This is a genomic window from Pseudomonas sp. LF020, from assembly GCF_053456425.1.
In genome coordinates this window covers 149,227-168,576 of the sequence record NZ_JBRFIX010000001.1, presented here as the reverse complement: position 1 = coordinate 168,576, position 19,350 = coordinate 149,227, and the positions used below count along the sequence as shown (strand labels likewise).

The following is a 19,350-nucleotide window of genomic DNA, read 5'->3' as shown; positions in this document are numbered from 1 at the left end:
CCGAGCTTGATAATGGACCTGTTGCAGGCGATGAGCGTCTACGTGAAAGTCGTAGAAGCCGGGAGCATGACGGCCGCTGCGTTGCAGTGCGAAATGTCCACGACCATGGTCGGAAATCACCTGCGCGCACTGGAGCAACGGCTCGGCGTGCAATTGTTGCAGCGCACCACCCGCCGCCAGCGGCTGACCGAATTTGGCAGTGTCTACTACCAGCGCTGTCTGGATGTTTTGGGCCTGGTGGCCGACTCCGAACGCCTCGCCGAACAGGCCCTCGACGAGCCGCGCGGCTTGCTGCGTATCACCGCGCCACTGACTTTTGGCGTCGAACGCCTGGCCCCGGCGCTCAGCGAGTTTTCCCTGCAATACCCGCAGGTGAAAATGGATGTGGTGCTGACCAACCGCCGCCCGGATCTACTGGAAAGCGGTCTCGACGTGGCATTCAGGCTGGGGCATTTCGAGCAGTCGAACCTGATCGCCCGACCGCTGATCGACTACACCCTGACCGTGTGCGCCTCGCCGGCCTACGTCGCCCGGCGCGGCATGCCGATCACTCCGCAAGACCTGCAGCAACACGACTGCCTTTCGTTCGCCTACCCTGCCGGCGACGATTGGCAATCGGTGGAAAAACGCTGGCGCCTCAGCGGCCCGGATGGCGAAATTCTGGTGGATGTCAGCGGCCCGATGCTGATGAACACCTCCGCCGGCCTGCATCAGGCAGCGCGCACCGGGATGGGCATCGTCATGCTGCCGGACGCTCTGGTGGAACAGGACCTGCGCGACGGCAAACTGGTAACGGTGATCCCCGATTACCAGCCGCCGAGCCGACCTTTGCATTTGCTCTACGCCCCGGACCGTTATCGTTTGCCCAAGCTACGCCGGTTTGTCGAATTTGCGATGAAAACCTGGGGCAGATCCTGATTTGGACTGCGATTGACTATGCTCCGGTGATTGCCGACAAGGATGCTGCCACTCGATGAAAACCAACCACACCGTACGCGATCTTTTGCCTGCCGAAGTAGAGCCAGTTCGCCTGTTTCTTGGGCAACATGGCTGGGGACACCGAACAGGCTCCAGCGACTATTTCGCTCAACTGCTCGAAAACTCGCAACGCACTGCGCTCGCGCTGAGCGGCGAGCAGATCATCGGTTTCGCTCGAGGCATCACCGATGGTTTGTCCAACGGCTATCTGTCGATGGTCGTGGTCGATGACCAGCATCGGCGCGCCGGCGTCGGGCGCGCACTGGTCGAGCATGTCATGGGGGACAACCCCGAGATCACTTGGGTACTGCGCGCCGGGCGCGAAGGTGCTGAGGCATTTTTTGCCAGTTTGGGGTTTGAAACATCGGTGATTGCCATGGAGCGCCCAAGGCTCAAGTAACACGTGGGAATCAACTCCCGCTTTTCACCAACACCGGTTTCTCCTGATAACGCTGCGCGAACAACTGCTTCAACTGCGCCACCTTCGGCATGTCGTTGATCACGATGTATGGATAGCTTGGGTGTTCGGTCAGGAAATTCTGGTGATAGTCCTCCGCCGGGTAGAAACCGTTGTAGGTTTCCAGTTGGGTGACGATGGGTTTGCTGTAGGCATGTGCCGCGTCGAGTTGGGCGATGTAGGCCTGGGCCACCCGTTGTTGATCGGCATTGACCGGGAACAGCGCCGAGCGATATTGCGTGCCGCTGTCCGGCCCCTGGCGGTTGAGTTCGGTCGGGTTGTGGGCCACCGAGAAGTAGATCTGCAGCAGGCTGCCGTAGCTGACTTGCGTCGGATCGAAGGTGACTTGCACTGACTCGGCATGACCGGTATCGCCTTCGCTGACCCGCTCATAGTGCGCCGTGTTCGCCGCGCCGCCGGCATAACCGGAGACAGCTTTCTGCACACCTTTGACGTGCTGGAAAACCCCTTGTACGCCCCAGAAACAACCACCGGCGAACACCGCGGTTTCACTGTGGGCCTGAGTGTTTTCGTCGAGAGTCGGTGGCGGGATGACCACTGCGTCTTCGGCACCGAAGGAGAACGCCGAGCACTGACCGATCACGCCGGCCATGGCGACGCCGAGCAATACACGGCGCCAGTTGTTTTGAATTTTCATGCTATGCACTCCCGATCAGCCGAAGGTAAAGGCGTAGGCCGATACGCCCGGGTCAAGAAATTCGATGGTGAAGGTGCGATCCTTCACCGCATCGGTTTGCCGCACCAGTTGATACAGGCGCTGCTCGGTCACGAGGCCGCTGCCGTCCGGGGCGACATCCACGCCGTGGGCTTCACCCGGCGCCTGACCGTCAATCGACACTTTGAAACGCACCGGTTTGCCATCCGCGCCCGGGCCCAGCACCAGATGCAGATCGCGGGCATGGAAGCGGTAGACGATGCGACTGGCCGGCGCACTGGCGGTGGCGCGCTCGGCACCGACGGCCCACTGGCCGCCGAGGCTCCAGTCATTCAGGGTCAGTTTGGCCGGTGGGTTATAGGTCGCGACCTTGTCAGGCACCAGGCTGGTTTCCGGTACGAAATGTTCCGCACGCTGGTAGCCGACGTAGGTTTCCGGTGACAGCACCTGATTCATGTCCGGGGCCAGTTGCACGCCTTGGGCATCGGCGTTGATCAGGCCGTCAGCCACGATTTTCGCCCCGGCTTCACGCAGCAGCTGCTGAATGACCCGTTCCGATTCGACGTAGTCCCCTTCGCCAAAATGGTGGTAACGAATCCGCCCCTGCGCGTCGGCAAAATAATGCGCCGGCCAGTATTCGTTGTTGAAAGCGCGCCAGATCTTGTAGTCGTTATCGATGGCCACCGGGTAGTTGATGCCCAGTTCCTTCATGGCTTTGCTAACGTTGCCTACATCACGTTCGAAGGCGAATTCCGGGGCGTGCACGCCGATCACCACCAGGCCCTGATCGCGGTACTTTTCGGCCCAGGCTTTGACATACGGCAGGGTGCGCAGGCAGTTGATGCAGGAGTAGGTCCAGAAATCCACCAGCACCACTTTGCCCTTGAGTGCCTGGGCGTCCAGCGCTGGCGAATTGAGCCATTGCACGGCGCCAGTGAGCGGCGGCAACTGGCCTTCGACCGGCAGTGTTCCCGGCGCCTTGTCGGCAACTTTCATCGCCCCGCCGGCCGCAGGAATCTGCGCCATCATCGTGCCGTTGCCCGCCGGGGATTTGCCGGAAAGCTTGCCCACCAAGGCCTGCTCAATCCCGCCAGTGGATGCCGTCGACAACCGCGCCAGCAACCCGGTGTCGAGACCCAGGGCAATCGCTGCGACACCCGCGAGCATCGCTGCCCCCAGGCCGCGGCGGATCCACTCCCCGGTGCCGATCGAGCGCTTCATCAGCGCAAAGACCTTACCGCCCAGCAGCAGCGCCGCCGCCAGCGAAGTCGCGGCGCCCGCCGCGTAGGCGAGCAACAACAGCGTGGTGGCGATGCTTGCCCCTTGCAGCGCGGCGCCGGTCAGAATCAAACCGAGGATCGGCCCGGCGCATGGCGCCCAAAGCAGCCCCGTGGCGACGCCGATCAGAAACGAGGCACCAGGACGCGGACGATTGTCCTGGCCCGCGGCTTCGGACAGCCGACTGCCGGCCGACACCAGCGGCCGCATCAGGCGCTCGGCAAGACGCGGCAGCAGCAGCGTCAACCCGAACAGTGCAACGAACAGCAACGCGAGCCAGCGACCGTACTGATTGACTTGCACCACCCAACCGCCGCCCACCGCCGCCAGTGTGGCGACGAGGGCGAAGGTCAGCGCCATCCCGGCCAATAGCGGCAAGCCACTCTTGATAAACGGCTGCCCGGTGCGAGCGAAGACAAAAGGCAGAACAGGCAGGATGCACGGACTGACGATCGTCAGCACACCGCCCAGATAAGCGAGAACCAAGAGCCACATGGTGTCGTCCTGTAGAAAGTGAAAATCGAATTCGGGCCATGGCTCATGCCGCCACGGGTTTGAACGTCATCGCCAGACCATTCATGCAATAACGCAGGCCGGTAGGTTTCGGGCCGTCGTCGAATACATGCCCCAGATGCCCGCCGCACCTCCGGCAATGGACTTCATTGCGCGACATGCCGAACGATCGGTCCTGACGCGTAGCCACCGCGTGTTCCAGCGGTGCCCAGAAACTCGGCCAGCCGGTATGGCTGTCGAACTTGGTCGCCGACGCAAACAGCGCCAGGTCGCAACCCGCGCAGGCGAATGTGCCGTTGCGATGCTCTTCGTTGAGCGGGCTGGTATAGGCCCGTTCAGTGCCTTCCTCGCGCTGGATGGCGTACTGCTCATCAGAAAGTAGCGAGTGCCATTCACTGTCGCTGTGGCTCACCTCGAAAACCTCATCGGCATGGGCTTGTTCGATCAGTGCGGTGCCCGGGGACAATTTTGGCAATACACCCGCCACCAAGGCTGCAACCCCCAGCCCGCCGCTCGCTACGAGAATCTGTCGCCGTGAAAACATGGCCGTCTCCTAAAATTCCAGGTGCCTGTCATGGAACACAGCCTAGGCTTGGGTTGATCGCCAAATCCTCACAGGAAGTTAACGAATTCGTGATAACTCGCCCCGAGGAAAACCCGCACAATGCGCTCACTGCGCCGAAGGATTGAGCTTGATGGAATCAACCAGACGCATCCTCGTGGTCGAGGATGACCAACACATTGCTGACCTGATTTGCCTGCACCTGCGCGATGAGCATTACGATGTCGTGCATTGCGCCGACGGCGACGAAGGCATGCGCCTGCTGCAGCAGGGACAGTGGGATGCATTGATCCTCGACCTGATGTTGCCGGGGGTCGACGGCCTGGAAATCTGCCGCCGCGCCCGGGCGATGGCGCGCTATACGCCGATCATCATCACCAGCGCCCGTTCCAGCGAACTGCACCGCATCCTGGGGCTGGAACTGGGGGCCGACGACTACCTCGCCAAACCGTTTTCGATGCTGGAACTGGTGGCCCGGGTCAAAGCCTTGCTGCGCCGGGTCGACGCCATGGCGCGCAATCTGAAAATGGACGCCGGCAGCCTCAGTCTCGATGGCCTGAACATCGACCCGATCACCCGCGACGTCGGCCTCAATGGCGCACGCCTGGACCTCACTCCACGGGAGTTCGACCTGCTGTATTTCTTCGCCCGCCAACCGGGCAAGGTGTTCTCGCGCATGGACCTGCTCAACGCAGTGTGGGGCTACAGCCACGAGGGTTATGAACACACGGTGAACACGCACATCAATCGCCTGCGGGCGAAGATCGAGACCGACCCGGCGCAACCGACCCGCATCCTCACCGTGTGGGGCCGAGGCTATAAATTCGGTACGGAACAACCATGAAACTGACCCTGTCGCAGCGCCTGTCCGTCGTGTTCGCCGTGTTGCTGCTGGTGTGCTGCGGCACCTCGGCATGGCTGCAGGTGCGCTCCAGCAAGATGCATGAACTGGAAGTGGTGCAAGGCCTGTCGCGGGATCTGGCACAGCACATCGCTCATGACACGGTGCTGATGGACAGCAATGGCCTGATGCCCGGCGCCGTGCGCGAACTGTTCAGCAAACTGATGCTGGTCAACCCGAGTGTCGAGGTGTACCTGCTTGATACCGAGGGGCGGATTGTCGGTAATGCTGCCCCCGAAGGCCACTTGCGGCGGGAGAAGGTCGATCTGGTTCCGGTGCAGCGTCTGCTTGCCGATCAGCCGTTGCCGATCCTCGGCGATGACCCGCGCAGCGTCGACGGGCGCAAGGTGTTCAGCGCCGCGCCATTGAAGGTCAATGGCAAACCGGCCGGCTATCTGTACGTAGTGTTGCTCAGCGAAGAACACGATCGGTTCGCCGAACGTGGCGCGACCAGTGCTGCACTCAATACCGCGTTGCTGTCGATCGGGCTGGTGGCGCTGTTGTGCCTGATTGCCGGTCTCACGGCGTTCAACCTGATTACCCGGCCATTGCGGCGATTGACCGACACCGTCAGCCGTTTCGACATTGATGGCGCGCCGCAACCTCTGCCGGCACCTTCAGTGGCTGTGGATAAAAGCGCTGACCCGGATGAAATCGCCGTACTCGACGGTGCCTTCCGGCAGATGCAAAACCGATTGGGCGAACAGTGGCGCTCGTTGACCCGCCAGGATCAGGAGCGCCGTGAACTGGTGGCGAACATCTCCCACGACCTGCGCACGCCACTGGCCTCGCTGCACGGCTATCTGGAAACCCTGTCACTCAAGGACGCCACACTCACCGCCGAAGAACGCCGGCGTTATCTGGGCATTGCCCTCGATCAAAGCCGCAAGGTCGGCGGGTTGGCGCAATCGCTGCTGGAGCTGGTACGTCTGGAGCACGGTTTCGTGCAGCCGGTACTGGAGCGCTTCTCGCTGATCGATCTGCTGCAGGACATTTTCCAGAAATTCGAACTGGCCGCCGAAGCACGCCACGTCGAACTCAAGGCCAGCTTCGGTCCGAACCTGCCGACGGTCTGCGCCGACCTTGGCTTGATCGAAAGGGTACTGACCAACCTGGTGGACAATGCCTTGCGCCACACGCCTGCGGGCGGTGAAATCGAGCTGGATTTGAAACCCCTGGGCGCCTTGGTCGAAGTCACGGTCAGCGACACCGGCCCCGGCATCGCTCCCGAGTTGCGCGAAGGCCTGTTCCTGCGTCCGTTCAATATTGGTGGGGCGCGACGCGACGGTGGATTGGGGCTGCGCATCGTCCACCGTATCCTGCAACTGCACGGGCGTGAGATTCAGTTGATCGAGGTCGCCGGGCGCGGGGCGACTTTCCGCTTCACGCTGCCGACCGATCAGCAAACCGCAGAACAGTGGATGGTGCGCTCGATGAACCTGAATACGCCGGACAAATAATCCGCACCACCGGACTGTTGTTCCGTGACAACGCCGCCCCGCTCCCCTAAATTAACCGGCCTGAAAAAGACCTCGCGCTTTCTCGTTTCCACTCAAGTTAAAAAAGTAGTGAAATTTCAATGTCCGATTTCAACACCGCTGAATCCGTAGTCACCGAATCGTCCAAAGCGGAATACGAAAACTCCATCAATCTTTCACAACACCTTCCACAAGCCAAAATCATCAGCGAGATGGTGCTGGACGCGTTCCAGTCGACCCGCGAAAGCGACCAGATCCGCGAGCTGCGCGCCGCGATCCGCCAAGCGCACGATAGCTTCGATGACGACAAGGCCTACGAGCTGATGGGCCAGCTCAAGGCTCTGAAAGACGCCGAAGCCGCCGACCTCGCCGCCCTTGAAGACCTGAGCAGCAAATTCTCGATCGGCCGCATCCTGTCCTGCTTCAAGGACGACCCGGCGTTCCAGGAAATCGTCTACGGCCTCGCGCTCAAAGTGCTGAACCAGACCCATCAGGCGATCAGCAACCCGAGCGGCGGCAAGAGCAAGGCTGCCAAGAAGAAAGAACTCGAAATCTTCACCATCAGCAAGGACGGCAACAGCGTGACCCTGCCGCTGCGCACCCCGCGTTCGCGCATGAACGTTGACCGTGAAGCGCTGGAGTTCCTCGGTTTCACCTTCGTCGGTGAAGGTGAAGAAGCCGAGCTGGAAGGCGAAACCTTCGTCGATAACGCCGGCACCGAACACGCGATCAACCGCAAGAACATCATCACCGCCCTGCAACAGCAGACCGCGTTCGATGGCTACAGCATCGCCGCGCAGTAAATCCGGCGCCGACGAAAAAGCCCCGCACTGAGATTCAGGCGGGGCTTTTTGTTGGGCGGCGTGACGATCAGACTTCCGGCTGCACCGCTGCGATCATGTCGACTTCAATCGCGGCGTTCTTCGGCAACTGATAGACACCGACCGTGGTGCGGGTGTGCCGGCCGGCATCGCCGAGCACATGGCTGAACACGTCCGATGCACCGTTAGCCACTTCGCTCAGGTCAACGAAGTCCGGGGTCGACTTCACATACACCGTGACCCGCAACAACGCCCGGATCTTGTCCAGTGAACCGACCGCATCGACGATCAGCGCCAGGCAGCGCATGGCACTGATGCTCGCGGCGGCCTGCGCATCCTTGAGGCTCAACTCCAGCCCCACCCGACCCGGATACTGAATCTTGCCGTGGGTACGCGGCACCATGCCGCTGATGTACAACTCATCGCGATGACGGATCAGCGGCGCGTAATTGCCGCCGGCGGTGTTCTCGCCATAGATGTCGTAGTTCAGCTCTTGTGCCAGGGCAATGAAGCGTTCGTCGCAGGTCATCCTCTCAGTCATTTCGCCCAGCCTTTTGATCAATGCATGAAAAATCGCAGGTTAAGACCGATGAAAATCGCGGATTCGACTCGATGTAGATCATCGGCATAGTTGGATCCAAATCTAGGTCTTTTACTGACTGATAGCAACCTGCCGCCACCGTAGCAGCGCCAGCCTTTCTGCGCGCAGCAGCCATCTCCTGAATTCCTTGCATCAATTCGTCAAACAGAACGCGTTTTGCCATTTATCAGCGCCTCGATAAAACCAGATGTCGAGTGATCGTAACGAAAGAAAAATCTTCTGGCGGTAGGAGATATCCCTCTTTGGAGAAGGCTCCTTCCCAACTGGCAGAAATTATTGAGTGCTGGAAGTATTCTTTGATAGTTACCTAAATCAGGCCCAACAAAAAACCCCGCACATCTCTCAATGTGCGGGGTTTTTCGTGAAGCCATCCCGCCTTACGGCGCGTACGTCAGCAGCAGCTCGGCCGGCACCTTGAAGTCCAAAGACATCATGACGCTCAGGGCGGTGATGGTGAAGATCGAGAACACGAACAGCTTGCGTGCCCAGACCGTGTCATCCACCGCCTTGTAGCCGGTCCAGGCCATGTACAACCAGTACATGCCCATGGCCGCGGCGACCGCGAGGTAGCTCATGCCGGCGTAACCGCTGAAGGTCAGCATCAAGGTCGCCACGAGGAACGCCAGGATGTAGAGCAGGATGTGCTTCTTGGCCACTTCGATTCCGCGCTTGACGGGCAGCACCGGAATCGATGCGGCCAGGTAGTCGTTGAAACGGAAGATCGCGATGGCGTAGGAATGCGGCATCTGCCACAGGCTGAACATCACCAGCAGGGTCAGTGCGGCCATGTCGAAGCTGTTGGTGACGGCAACGTAACCGATCACTGGCGGCATGGCGCCCGACAGACTGCCCACCAGCGTGCCGTGAACCGACTTGCGCTTGAGGTACAGGCTGTAGAAGCCGACGTAGATGATGAAGCCGATTACCGCGAACAGGGCGGCCAACGGGTTGGCCACCTTGTACAACAAGGCAACGCCGAGAACACCCAGGATGGTCGCGTAGACCAGGGCCAGTTTCAGGGAGATCAAGCCCTGCACCAGCACCCGGTTTTTAGTGCGTTCCATCTTCAGGTCGATGTCGCGGTCGATGCAGTTGTTGAACACGCAACCGGAGGCCACGACCAGGGAAGTGCCGATCATGGCGGCCAGGAACACCGCCAGATCTACATGCCCTTTCGAGGCCAGGAAGAACCCGCCTGCCACAGAAAGCACGTTACCGAAAATGATCCCCGGTTTGGTGATTTGGATAAAGTGCTTGAGCGACATCGGGTCTACCTCACTTCGCCATCATGTACGTGTGGATGCTGAACATGATCCACAGCGACAGGCCAACCAGCAGCAGGATCACGATGGCCGTAAAGACAAACGCGATCACGTTGTTACGTTGTGCAATCGAACGGTCCAGGTGCAGGAAGTAGTACAGGTGAACGATCACCTGGATTACCGCGAACAGCAGAACGATTGCCAGCGTGGTCGACTTCGGCAAGGTCGGAAACATCACCAGGCCGAACGGGATGGCAGTCAGGATCACCGACAGGATGAAGCCGATGGCGTACGACTTTACGCTGCCGTGGCCAGCATCATGGCTGTCATGGGAGTGTGCATTAGCCATTACAGGGTCCCCATCAGGTAAACAACGGTGAATACGCAGATCCACACCACGTCCAGGAAGTGCCAGAACAGGCTCAGGCAGCTCAGACGGGTCTTGTTGGTCGCCGTCAGGCCGTGCTTGTTGACCTGGTACATCATGATGCCCATCCAGATCAGACCCGCGGATACGTGCAGACCGTGGGTACCGACCAGGGTGAAGAACGCCGACAGGAAGCCCGAACGGCTAGGACCGAAGCCCTCGGAGATCAGCAGGTGGAACTCGTTGATCTCCATGGCGATGAAGCCTGCGCCGAGCAGGAAGGTCATGAACAACCAGCCCAGAACTTGCTGCTTCTTGCCTTTGTACAACGCCAGCATGGCGAAGCCGTAGGTGATCGAACTGAACAACAGCAGAGCGGTTTCGCCCAGCACGTATGGCAGTTCGAAGATGTCGTGGCCCGACGGGCCACCGGCGACGTTGTTTACCAGTACTGCGTACACCGCGAAGATCGACGCAAACAGAATGCAGTCGGTCATCAGGTAGAGCCAGAAACCGTATACGGTCATCTCGCCCGAGTCGTGGTGATGGTCATCGTGCCCATGGTCACCATGGGCGTGTCCAACATTGGTCACTAAGTTCGACATGGTTTAAGCCTGTTCCAACGAGGTTACACGGGTGGCATTGGCCGGGATTTTCCCTGCCGCGACCAGACGCTTGTGCTGCTCGGCTTCGATGCGCTCGATCGTTTCAACCGGAACCATGTAGCCCTGGTCGTCACGTGCGGCGTGGATCACGAAGTAGATGACAGTGCCGGCCAGGCTGGCGATCGCCAACCACCAGATGTGCCAGATCATCGCGAAACCGAAGACGGTCAGCAGTGCGCCCATCACCACGCCAGTGGCGGTGTTGTTCGGCATGTGGATCGGCTCGTACTTGGCCGGAGCCTGGTACGCAGTACCGTTTTCCTTGGCCTCGGTGAACGGGTCGATGCAGTCAGCCTTCGGCAGCACAGCGAAGTTGTAGAACGGAGGTGGCGACGAGGTCGACCATTCCAGAGTGTGGGCATTCCACGGGTCACCGTGTTCGCACATGTTCTCTGGCTTGTTGCGGTCACGCACACTGACGTACAGCTGGATCAGTTGGCAGGCGATACCGACAGCGATCATCACCGCACCGAACATGGCAACGTACAGGTACGGTACCCACTCAGGGTTGGTGGTGGCGTTCAGACGACGGGTCATGCCCATGAAGCCCAGTGCATAGAGCGGCATGAACGCGACGAAGAAGCCCGAGATCCAGAACCAGAACGCTGCTTTACCCCAGCCTTCGTGCAGCTTGAAGCCGAACGCTTTCGGGAAGTAGAAGCCGAAACCGGCGATGTAGCCGAATACCGCGCCGCCGATGATCACGTTGTGGAAGTGCGCGATCACGAACAGGCTGTTGTGCAGAACGAAGTCAGCACCCGGGATGGCCAGCAGTACGCCGGTCATGCCGCCGATGGCGAAGGTCACCATGAAGCCCAGAGTCCACAGCACCTGGCTGGTGAAGCGCAGACGGCCCTGGTAGATGGTGAACAGCCAGTTGAACAGTTTCACACCCGTCGGGATGGAAATCAGCATCGTCGCCAGACCGAAGAAGGCGTTGACGCTGGCACCCGAACCCATGGTGAAGAAGTGGTGCAGCCAAACCATGAAGCCCAGTACCGAGATCGCGCCCGAAGCGTAGATCATCGAGTGGTGGCCGAACAGTTTCTTGCCGGTGAACGCCGAGATCACTTCCGAGAAGATGCCGAATGCCGGCAGGATCAGGATGTAAACCTCAGGGTGGCCCCAGGCCCAGAACAGGTTGACGTACATCATTGGATTGCCACCAAGTTCATTGGTGAAAATGTGGAAATCCATGTAACGGTCGAGGGTCAGCAGTGCCAGGGTAGCGGTCAGGATCGGGAACGAAGCCACGATCAGGACGTTGGCCCAGGTGCAGGTCCAGGTGAAGATCGGCATGTCCATCAGTTTCATGCCAGGGGTACGCATTTTCAGCACGGTCGCGAGGAAGTTAACCCCGGTTAACGTTGTACCCAGACCCGATAGCTGTAGCGCCCAGATGTAGTAGTCCATCCCCACGCCAGGGCTGTATTGCAGACCCGACAGCGGCGGATAGGCAACCCAACCGGTCTTGGCGAATTCGCCGACGCCCAGGGACAGGTTGATCAGCACAACGCCGGACACCAGCAGCCAGAAGCTCAGGGAGTTCAGGAACGGGAAGGCAACGTCACGCGCGCCGATCTGCAGCGGCACTGCAAGGTTCATCAGGCCGGTGAAGAATGGCATCGCCATGAAGATGATCATGATCACACCGTGAGCGGTGAAGATCTGGTCATAGTGTTCAGGCGGCAGGTAGCCAGGCGAACCCTCGGTGGCCATGGCCAACTGGGTACGCATCATGATGGCGTCGGCAAAGCCACGCAGCAGCATGACCATGGCAACGATGATGTACATCACACCGATTTTCTTGTGGTCGACCGACGTCAGCCACTCGGTCCACAAGTAGGTCCACTTCTTGAAGTAGGTGATTGCAGCGAACAACGCCAGACCACCGAGCGCGATCATCGAGATGGTGACCATCACGATCGGCTCGTGGAAAGGGATCGCTTCCCAACTTAATTTACCAAACATCGTTTACTCCTCTGCCCCGGCAGCTGAATGCGAATTCGAGTCCATGTCCGTTGCCGCCACTTCTTTCTCTTTCTTCTCGTGCTTCAGCGGCTTGCCCGGTTTCATGCCTTCGTACTTGTCGACGATGGTCTGGAACAGGTTCGGCGTGACCGAGGAGTAGAGCTCGACTGGATTGTTCTGGCTTGGCTTGGCAAGGGCTGCGTATTCAGCTGGTTCAAGCTGTTTAGGTGCCTTTTTGACTTCACTTACCCAGGCGTCGAAATCTTCCTGAGAAGTTGCGATCGCTTTGAATTTCATACCGGTGAAACCAGCGCCGCTGTAGTTGGCGGAGATACCGTCCATTTCAGCGTTGCGGTCAGCGATCAGGTGCAGCCGGGTAGTCATGCCCGCCATTGCGTAGATCTGGCCGCCCAGGCCCGGGATGAAGAACGAGTTCATCACGGCGTCGGAGGTGATCCGGAAGTTGACCGGGGTGTGCGCCGGGAACACGATCTTGTTGACCGTGGCAATGCCTTGTTCCGGATAGATGAACAGCCACTTCCAGTCCAGCGCCACGACTTCGATGGTCACCGGCTTGACGTCGGATTCAATCGGACGGTACGGGTCCAGTTTGTGGGTCGAAATGTAGGTGATGTAACCCAGGGCGATGATGATCAGAACCGGGATGGTCCAGACCGCCACTTCGATTTTGGTCGAGTGCGACCATTTCGGGGTGTAGACGGCATCCTTGTTGGACGCGCGGTACTTCCAGGCGAACAGGAAGGTCATGACGATAACCGGCACAACGACCAACAGCATCAGCAGCGTGGCGGTGATGATCAGGTTGCGCTGTTCCAGGCCGACCTGGCCCGTTGGATTGAGCAGGGTCATGTTGCAGCCTCCCAGCAACAACGTGCCGAGCAGCGGCACTAGGCCTAGTAATCTGGGGTACCTGTTTTTACTCATCTCACGACCTCTAAAGCAGCTTGCGCAATGCAGTTGGGTTTTGATCGCCAACACTTCACCCTGCCAAGGGTTGGCATTTTCTTTGGATTGAATAAGGGCCGCCCGTCGCGCGTCAGACGCTCGACAAAACCTTGGGACAGCGGTCAGTTCTTATTCGAATTCGTGGTCAAAGGCCTTGTTACAGACCAATTCCATTTGGTGCGGAAAGTTGGAAGGCACCGACACCTGGGTGTCGCAAAAGCCTTTCGGCCCGCTCGACACCCGACTTCCTGTCCAGTTCCTTAATAAAGGCTGAACAGTGCCGGGAATTCAGTGCGGGCGATTGTAGATAGGTAGCGCCCTATACACCATGTCTTATCCCGAAATAATTTTTATCGCTCAGAGCAACAATCCATCACCGTTTTTGCAAAAGTTCCGCATGTTATCGAAATCGATTCTCAACAAAAACACCAAAAAATGTAGGCCTATACACCTCAGTTCAGACAGCTCTGAAGGCTTTTTCCTGCCACCGAATCGGCGCAAAGCCCGATATTCAAAGGCCTCTGGCCATCTGCCAGAGCCTGTTAAAACTGCCTGATCTGGCACCCGCGTGCAAAACCAGAAAAATGCCGAAACAGACCAATCCTTTTTTGTAACATTACGCCAATCCGGGTCGCCGAAAGGCCCTGCGACAGGGCGTGTGTGACAACATGTCGCACACCTGCCGCACTCTTCATTGCCGTTCGTCACGGTGATTTCACAATCACTCTGAAATGCAAAACGCCCCGAGCGGCTGATCCGCAAATCGGGGCGTTTTCTGTATCGGCCAATCTGCCGAAGAGTTGATTCAGCTCAGGGCTTTTCGGTTACGCGAGGTCAGCAGCGGCACCAGGATCACCACCAGCACGAACGCCACCAAGGCCCATTGCGCCAGCGACAGACCGAGGATCGGCGGGTACGGCGTCGAGCAGAAACCATCGACCTGGAAGCCCAGCGGGAAGATCTTCGCCAGCGGCAGGTCATCGACAATCGGCTGCAACACATCGATGCCGCAGCTCACCGCCGGATAGAACTGGGTGTACACGTGATGCCCGGCAACACCGGCGCCGGCGATCGCGCAGATCACCACCAGCACTTCGAACACCGTGATGCTGCGCCGGGTACGCATCGCCGCGCCGATAAACGCGAACAACGCAATCAGCAACAACGCATAACGCTGCAGAATGCACAGCGGGCATGGCGCCTCGCCCAGCACGACCTGCATGTACAGCGCGCCACCAATCAACGCCAGGCAGATGATACCCAGCAGCACCAGAAAGCGCCGTTCACGTCCCAGTCGAATCGTTTCCTCGCTCATCGCGTTTCCCTTGTATGTCCATGGTTCAGCTGATCGGCGGCTGCGCTTGCAGTGGCGCCATCAGGCTGATGTTGTCTTCGATATGCCAATTGGCCGCGATGCGACCGTTGTCGATCTGATAGATATCGGTTGCCCGGAAGTCTACACGCTGACCCAGCCCGTTGAGAGCCTTGAACGTACCACGGCGAGGAAAGATGGCGTGCGACCGGGGCGATCCTGATCAGCCAGACGAACGGGCGTCTGTCATCAGCATCGGGGGGAATAAACGATAAGCCGGTTAAGAAACGATTAACCTTGGAACACTTTTCTATAAGTCAGAACTGCATAACGGCCTTCGCGGGCAAGCCCGCTCCCACAGGTTCCGCGTCGTTCACACATTCTGTGCACGCCACAAATCCTGTGGGAGCGAGCCTGCTCGCGAATGAAGGCAACCCGGTTCTGGATTATTCCAAAGCCGCCGCCGGCCCGAAGAACTCATAGCGGCTCTGCTGCTCCGGCACCCCCAGCGCTTTCAGATGCCGCTTGATCGCCCCCATGAAGCCTTTCGGCCCAAGGAAATAAGCGTCGACATCCCGTTGCGCCGGCAGCCATTCGCCCAACTGCTCCTGACTGAGGATCCCGACCCTGTCCGCCGCCGGGCTCACGCCATCATCCTCGGCGTAGCAATAGAAGCGCTTGAGTTGCGGATGACACGCCGCCAACCCATCGATCCAGTCGCGGAACGCATGCACGCTGCCGTTGCGCGCGCAGTGGATAAAGTGCACCGGGCGCTCGGTTTGCAGCGCTGCTTCGAGCATCGCCAGAGTCGGGGTAATGCCAACGCCACCACTGATCAGCACCAACGGCTTGTCGCTCTTGGTCAGAGTGAACTCGCCCGATGGCGGAAACAGCTGAATGCTCGCGCCGACGTGCAGTTGATCATGTAAGTGGTTGGATGCACGACCACCCGGTTCGCGTTTGACGCTGATGCGGTACTGACCTTTATTGGCCAGCGCCGACAGCGAATAGTTGCGGCGGATTTCTTCACCATCGAGGATCAGCTTCATGCCGATGTACTGACCCGGCTCTGCAGCAAGGATCGGACCTTTGTCCGCAGGCTCGAAGTAGAACGAGATGATTTCCGCGCTCTCCTCGACCTTGTCCACCACGACGAACTCCCGCGCCCCGCGCCAGCCGCCGACCGCTTGTTCTTTCTGGTCGTAAATCGCGGCTTCGGCGCCGATCAGAATCTCGGCGAGTTGCCCGTAAGCCGCGCCCCACGCGCTCATTACTTCCGGCGTAGCGATCTCGTCGCCGAGCACTTCGGAAATGGCCCGCAGCAGGCAGGTGCCGACAATCGGGTAGTGCTCCGGGAGAATCTGCAGGGCTACGTGCTTGTTGATGATCTTCGCCACCAGATCGCCCAACTGGTCGAGCTGATCGATGTGCCGGGCGTACATCAACACGCCGTTAGCCAACGCACGAGGCTGATCGCCACTGGCCTGGTGCGCCTGGTTGAACAGCGGGCGAACCTCAGGATATTCAGAGAGCATCATGCGGTAGAAGTGGGTGATCAGCGCTTCACCACCGCTTTCCAGCAGAGGCACTGTGGATTTGACGATGGCACGATCCTGGACGCTAAGCATAAGAGTGACTCCTGAGCTTTTTTGAGAATTACCCTGTAGTTATCAGTTTTCATGCCAGATTTTTTATCTTTATAAATCAATGATTTAATTTATAAGTAGTCATTTAGACTCAAACACACATATAGTCATCGCGACTACATCGAGTCTCTTTGACTACAAGACCATGACCGCCAAATCCCTGCTCACCGCTTTACTGCCACTGGTCTCCGACCTGTCTCGCGAACTGCCCGAGGGCGAGCGCTATCGGCGCCTGCTCGAAGCCATGCGCGCCCTGCTGCCGTGCGATGCCGCCGCGTTGCTGCGCCTGGACGGCGAATGGCTGGTGCCCCTGGCGGTGGACGGTTTGAGCACCGACACCCTCGGCCGGCGCTTCAAGGTCAGCGAACATCCCCGTTTCGAGATCCTGCTGGACGGCGCCGGACCGACCCGCTTCGCCGCCGACAGCGACTTGCCCGATCCGTACGACGGCTTGGTCGATGGACTGGGCGATCATCTGGAAGTGCACGACTGCCTCGGCTGTCCGCTGTTCGTCGATGAAAAACTCTGGGGCCTGATCACCCTCGACGCCCTCGACCCGGAGCGTTTCGAGCCGATCGAACTCGACGCCTTGCAAGCTTTCGCCAGCCTCGCCTCGGCCACAGTCAACGCCGCTGAACGTATCGAACGCCTGGCGCTGCGCGCCGAGGATGAGCATCAGCGCGCCGAGGTCTACCGGCAGGCCAGTGGTCAGCAGCAGCGCGAAATGATCGGCCAGAGCAAAGCCCACAAACGTCTGGTGGAAGAAATCAATCTGGTCGGCGGCAGCGACCTGACTGTGCTGATCACTGGCGAAACCGGGGTCGGCAAGGAACTGGTGGCGCAGGCGATTCACGGCGCCTCGCCGCGCGCCGACAAACCGATCATCAGCCTCAACTGCGCCGCCCTGCCCGACACCCTGGTCGAGAGCGAACTGTTCGGCCACGTGCGCGGTGCCTTCACCGGCGCCACCAGCGACCGCCGCGGCAAGTTCGAACTGGCCAATGGCGGCACGTTGTTTCTCGACGAAGTCGGCGAACTGTCGCTGACCGTGCAGGCCAAGTTGCTACGGGTGCTGCAAAGCGGCCAGTTGCAGCGGCTCGGCTCGGACAAGGAACATCAGGTCGACGTGCGCCTGATCGCCGCCACCAACCGCGATCTGGCCGAAGAAGTGCGCAGCGGCCGCTATCGCGCCGACTTCTATCACCGCTTGAGCGTATACCCGCTGCGGGTGCCAGCGCTACGTGATCGCGGGCGCGACGTGTTGTTGCTCAGCGGCTTCTTTCTGGAACAGAACCGCTCGCGCATGGGCCTCAACAGCCTGCGCCTGAGCAGCGACGCTCAGGACGCGCTGCTCGCCTACACTTGGCCGGGCAACGTGCGTGAACTGGAACACTTGATTGGCCGCAGCGCACTGAAAGCGCTGGGCAACTGCAAGGTACGGCCGAAGATTCTCAGCTTGAGCGCGGCGGATCTGGATTTGCCGCGCGAGGTTGTGGATAACTCGCCCGCGCCGGTTGCCGAGGTGCCCGCGATGCCGTTGATCAGCGGCGATCTGCGCAGCGCCACCGAGCAATATCAGCGGCAGTTGATCAGTGCTGCGCTTGAGCGTCATCAGGATAACTGGGCGAGTGCGGCGCGGGAGTTGGGGCTGGACCGGGCGAATCTGGGGCGGATGGCTAAACGCCTTGGAATGAGATAGATCTCCATTGTGGCGAGGGAGCTTGCTCCCGCTCGGCTGCGCAGCAGTCGCAATATCAGCGGACATGGCCAAGCTGATACACCGCGGTGGATGGTTATGGGAGCGCTTCGCACTCCAGCGGGAGCAAGCTCCCTCGCCACAGAGCATTCGCCGCCGTTCGGCCGAGATTGGGGATTGAGCCTAAAGCCTGCCCCCGACAAGTCGATAACCCGGCATCAATAGTTTCTGGCGATTTGCACCCTCGCCCATCACCTTTTTCCACAGAAGGTTTATATGTCTTCCACCAAAGCCCGCGCAGATTCACTTTCGCTTCTGCTGTTTACCTTGCGCAGCGGCAAGCTGATGGCGATCAACCTGCTGAAAGTCAGTGAAATCATCCCCTGCCCGCCACTGACCAAAATGCCCGAGTCGCATCCGCACATCAAAGGCATCGCCACCCTGCGCGGCGCATCGCTGTCGGTGATCGACCTCAGCCGTGCCATCGGCGAGCGACCGCTGGAAGACCCCAACGGCGGCTGCCTGATCGTCACTGACGTCAGCCGTTCGAAGCAGGGTCTGCACGTGCAGGCGGTGAGCAAAATCGTCCATTGCCTGACCACCGACATCAAGCCGCCGCCGTTCGGCTCCGGCGGCTCGCGCGCCTACATTACCGGCGTGACCTCGGTCGACGGCACACTGGTACAAGTGCTGGACATTGAAAAAGTCATCCACAGCATTGCCCCGGCGCAGATCGAAATGGCCCCGACCGACCTGAGCATGGAAGACGCCGAAGTGCTCGGCAACGCGCGAATTCTGGTGGTCGACGACAGCCAGGTGGCGCTGCAGCAATCGGTGCACACCCTGCGCAACCTCGGCCTGCAATGCCACACCGCGCGCAGTGCCAAGGAAGCCATCGACTGCCTGCTGGACCTGCAAGGCACCGCGCAACAGATCAACCTGATCGTCTCCGACATCGAAATGTCCGAGATGGACGGCTACGCCTTCACCCGCACCCTGCGCGAGACGCCGGACTTCGCCCACCTCTACGTGCTGCTGCATACCTCGCTCGACAGCGCGATGAACAGCGAAAAGGCCCGACTGGCCGGGGCCAACGCGGTGCTGACCAAGTTCTCCTCGCCGGAGCTGACCCAACGTCTGATCGAAGCGGCCAAACACGTCGCGGCCAACGGTCACTGAGTTGAGCCAGACCTACTGCTT

The 19,350-nt window shown here is 59.6% G+C and carries 19 protein-coding genes and 1 pseudogene; 7 read left to right on the top strand and 13 right to left on the bottom strand.

Features of this window, described 5'->3' with window-relative positions; all coding sequences use genetic code 11:
• The first annotated feature begins 12 nt into the window (after nt 1-12).
• Both ACU680_RS00810 and ACU680_RS00805 read left to right on the top strand, forming a co-directional pair.
• Entirely contained in the window at nt 13-918 is a 906-nt protein-coding gene (locus tag ACU680_RS00810) for a LysR family transcriptional regulator (RefSeq protein ID WP_027612153.1), read from the top strand.
• 55 nt (nt 919-973) lie between these two features.
• A complete protein-coding gene (locus tag ACU680_RS00805) occupies nt 974-1,378 on the top strand; it encodes a GNAT family N-acetyltransferase (RefSeq protein ID WP_367085657.1) in 405 nt (134 codons plus the stop codon).
• Nucleotides 1,379-1,388: 10 nt separating this feature from the next.
• Here the strand turns inward: ACU680_RS00805 and msrA are convergent, their stop codons facing one another.
• The 3 genes from msrA to msrB are packed head-to-tail and all read right to left on the bottom strand — an operon-like array spanning nt 1,389 to nt 4,446.
• On the bottom strand, nt 1,389-2,093 hold the full coding sequence (msrA, locus tag ACU680_RS00800) for a peptide-methionine (S)-S-oxide reductase MsrA (RefSeq protein WP_448178406.1): 705 nt from the start codon (nt 2,091-2,093) through the stop codon (nt 1,389-1,391).
• A gap of 15 nt (nt 2,094-2,108) precedes the next feature.
• Nucleotides 2,109-3,884 (bottom strand): cytochrome c biogenesis protein DipZ, encoded by a 1,776-nt coding sequence (locus ACU680_RS00795; RefSeq protein ID WP_448178405.1) that lies wholly within the window; start codon nt 3,882-3,884, stop codon nt 2,109-2,111.
• A gap of 43 nt (nt 3,885-3,927) precedes the next feature.
• Nucleotides 3,928-4,446: a peptide-methionine (R)-S-oxide reductase MsrB gene (msrB, locus tag ACU680_RS00790; RefSeq protein WP_448178404.1), complete on the bottom strand. Its 519-nt coding sequence runs from the start codon at nt 4,444-4,446 to the stop codon at nt 3,928-3,930.
• Nucleotides 4,447-4,597: 151 nt separating this feature from the next.
• Here msrB and ACU680_RS00785 point away from each other — a divergent pair, with 151 nt between their 5' ends.
• From ACU680_RS00785 to ACU680_RS00775, 3 genes are all read left to right on the top strand, one after another.
• Entirely contained in the window at nt 4,598-5,308 is a 711-nt protein-coding gene (locus ACU680_RS00785; RefSeq protein WP_448178403.1) for a response regulator transcription factor, read from the top strand.
• Nucleotides 5,305-6,825: a sensor histidine kinase gene (locus ACU680_RS00780; RefSeq protein WP_448178402.1), complete on the top strand. Its 1,521-nt coding sequence runs from the start codon at nt 5,305-5,307 to the stop codon at nt 6,823-6,825. Before ACU680_RS00785 ends, ACU680_RS00780 begins: the two co-directional genes overlap by 4 nt.
• Nucleotides 6,826-6,944: 119 nt before the next feature.
• A complete protein-coding gene (locus ACU680_RS00775; RefSeq protein ID WP_448178401.1) occupies nt 6,945-7,646 on the top strand; it encodes a hypothetical protein in 702 nt (233 codons plus the stop codon).
• 67 nt (nt 7,647-7,713) lie between these two features.
• On the opposite strand, the gene ACU680_RS00770 is transcribed toward ACU680_RS00775, so the two are convergent.
• The 10 genes and pseudogenes from ACU680_RS00770 to hmpA all read right to left on the bottom strand — a co-directional run bounded on the left by ACU680_RS00770 (nt 7,714) and on the right by hmpA (nt 16,436).
• Entirely contained in the window at nt 7,714-8,205 is a 492-nt protein-coding gene (locus ACU680_RS00770; protein ID WP_007968375.1) for a RidA family protein, read from the bottom strand.
• Nucleotides 8,198-8,428 (bottom strand): hypothetical protein, encoded by a 231-nt coding sequence (locus tag ACU680_RS00765; protein WP_045122026.1) that lies wholly within the window; start codon nt 8,426-8,428, stop codon nt 8,198-8,200. The genes ACU680_RS00770 and ACU680_RS00765 overlap by 8 nt, the downstream gene beginning before the upstream one ends.
• 214 nt (nt 8,429-8,642) lie before the next feature.
• Nucleotides 8,643-9,530, bottom strand: coding sequence for a heme o synthase (gene cyoE, locus ACU680_RS00760; RefSeq protein ID WP_003227980.1), 888 nt, complete (start codon nt 9,528-9,530; stop codon nt 8,643-8,645).
• Nucleotides 9,531-9,540: 10 nt separating this feature from the next.
• Nucleotides 9,541-9,876: a cytochrome o ubiquinol oxidase subunit IV gene (gene cyoD / locus ACU680_RS00755; RefSeq protein ID WP_003227981.1), complete on the bottom strand. Its 336-nt coding sequence runs from the start codon at nt 9,874-9,876 to the stop codon at nt 9,541-9,543.
• On the bottom strand, nt 9,876-10,499 hold the full coding sequence (cyoC, locus tag ACU680_RS00750; RefSeq protein ID WP_003227982.1) for a cytochrome o ubiquinol oxidase subunit III: 624 nt from the start codon (nt 10,497-10,499) through the stop codon (nt 9,876-9,878). Before cyoC ends, cyoD begins: the two co-directional genes overlap by 1 nt.
• Before the next feature lie 3 nt (nt 10,500-10,502).
• Nucleotides 10,503-12,530: a cytochrome o ubiquinol oxidase subunit I gene (gene cyoB / locus ACU680_RS00745; RefSeq protein WP_007968380.1), complete on the bottom strand. Its 2,028-nt coding sequence runs from the start codon at nt 12,528-12,530 to the stop codon at nt 10,503-10,505.
• 3 nt (nt 12,531-12,533) lie between these two features.
• On the bottom strand, nt 12,534-13,475 hold the full coding sequence (gene cyoA, locus ACU680_RS00740; protein ID WP_007968383.1) for a ubiquinol oxidase subunit II: 942 nt from the start codon (nt 13,473-13,475) through the stop codon (nt 12,534-12,536).
• A gap of 826 nt (nt 13,476-14,301) precedes the next feature.
• Nucleotides 14,302-14,811, bottom strand: a complete 510-nt coding sequence (locus ACU680_RS00735) for a disulfide bond formation protein B (RefSeq protein WP_448178400.1) — start codon at nt 14,809-14,811, stop codon at nt 14,302-14,304.
• Nucleotides 14,812-14,836: 25 nt separating this feature from the next.
• Nucleotides 14,837-14,992: pseudogene (locus ACU680_RS00730) on the bottom strand (ester cyclase); the annotation flags it as partial.
• Nucleotides 14,993-15,254: 262 nt separating this feature from the next.
• Complete coding sequence (gene hmpA, locus ACU680_RS00725) at nt 15,255-16,436, bottom strand: NO-inducible flavohemoprotein (protein WP_448178399.1); 1,182 nt, start codon at nt 16,434-16,436, stop codon at nt 15,255-15,257.
• 163 nt (nt 16,437-16,599) lie between these two features.
• Between hmpA and norR the strand changes: the two genes are divergently transcribed.
• Together norR and ACU680_RS00715 are read left to right on the top strand one after the other, a co-directional pair.
• Entirely contained in the window at nt 16,600-18,153 is a 1,554-nt protein-coding gene (gene norR / locus ACU680_RS00720; RefSeq protein WP_448178398.1) for a nitric oxide reductase transcriptional regulator NorR, read from the top strand.
• 273 nt (nt 18,154-18,426) lie between these two features.
• Entirely contained in the window at nt 18,427-19,329 is a 903-nt protein-coding gene (locus tag ACU680_RS00715; RefSeq protein ID WP_007968390.1) for a chemotaxis protein CheV, read from the top strand.
• The last annotated feature ends 21 nt before the right edge of the window (nt 19,330-19,350 follow it).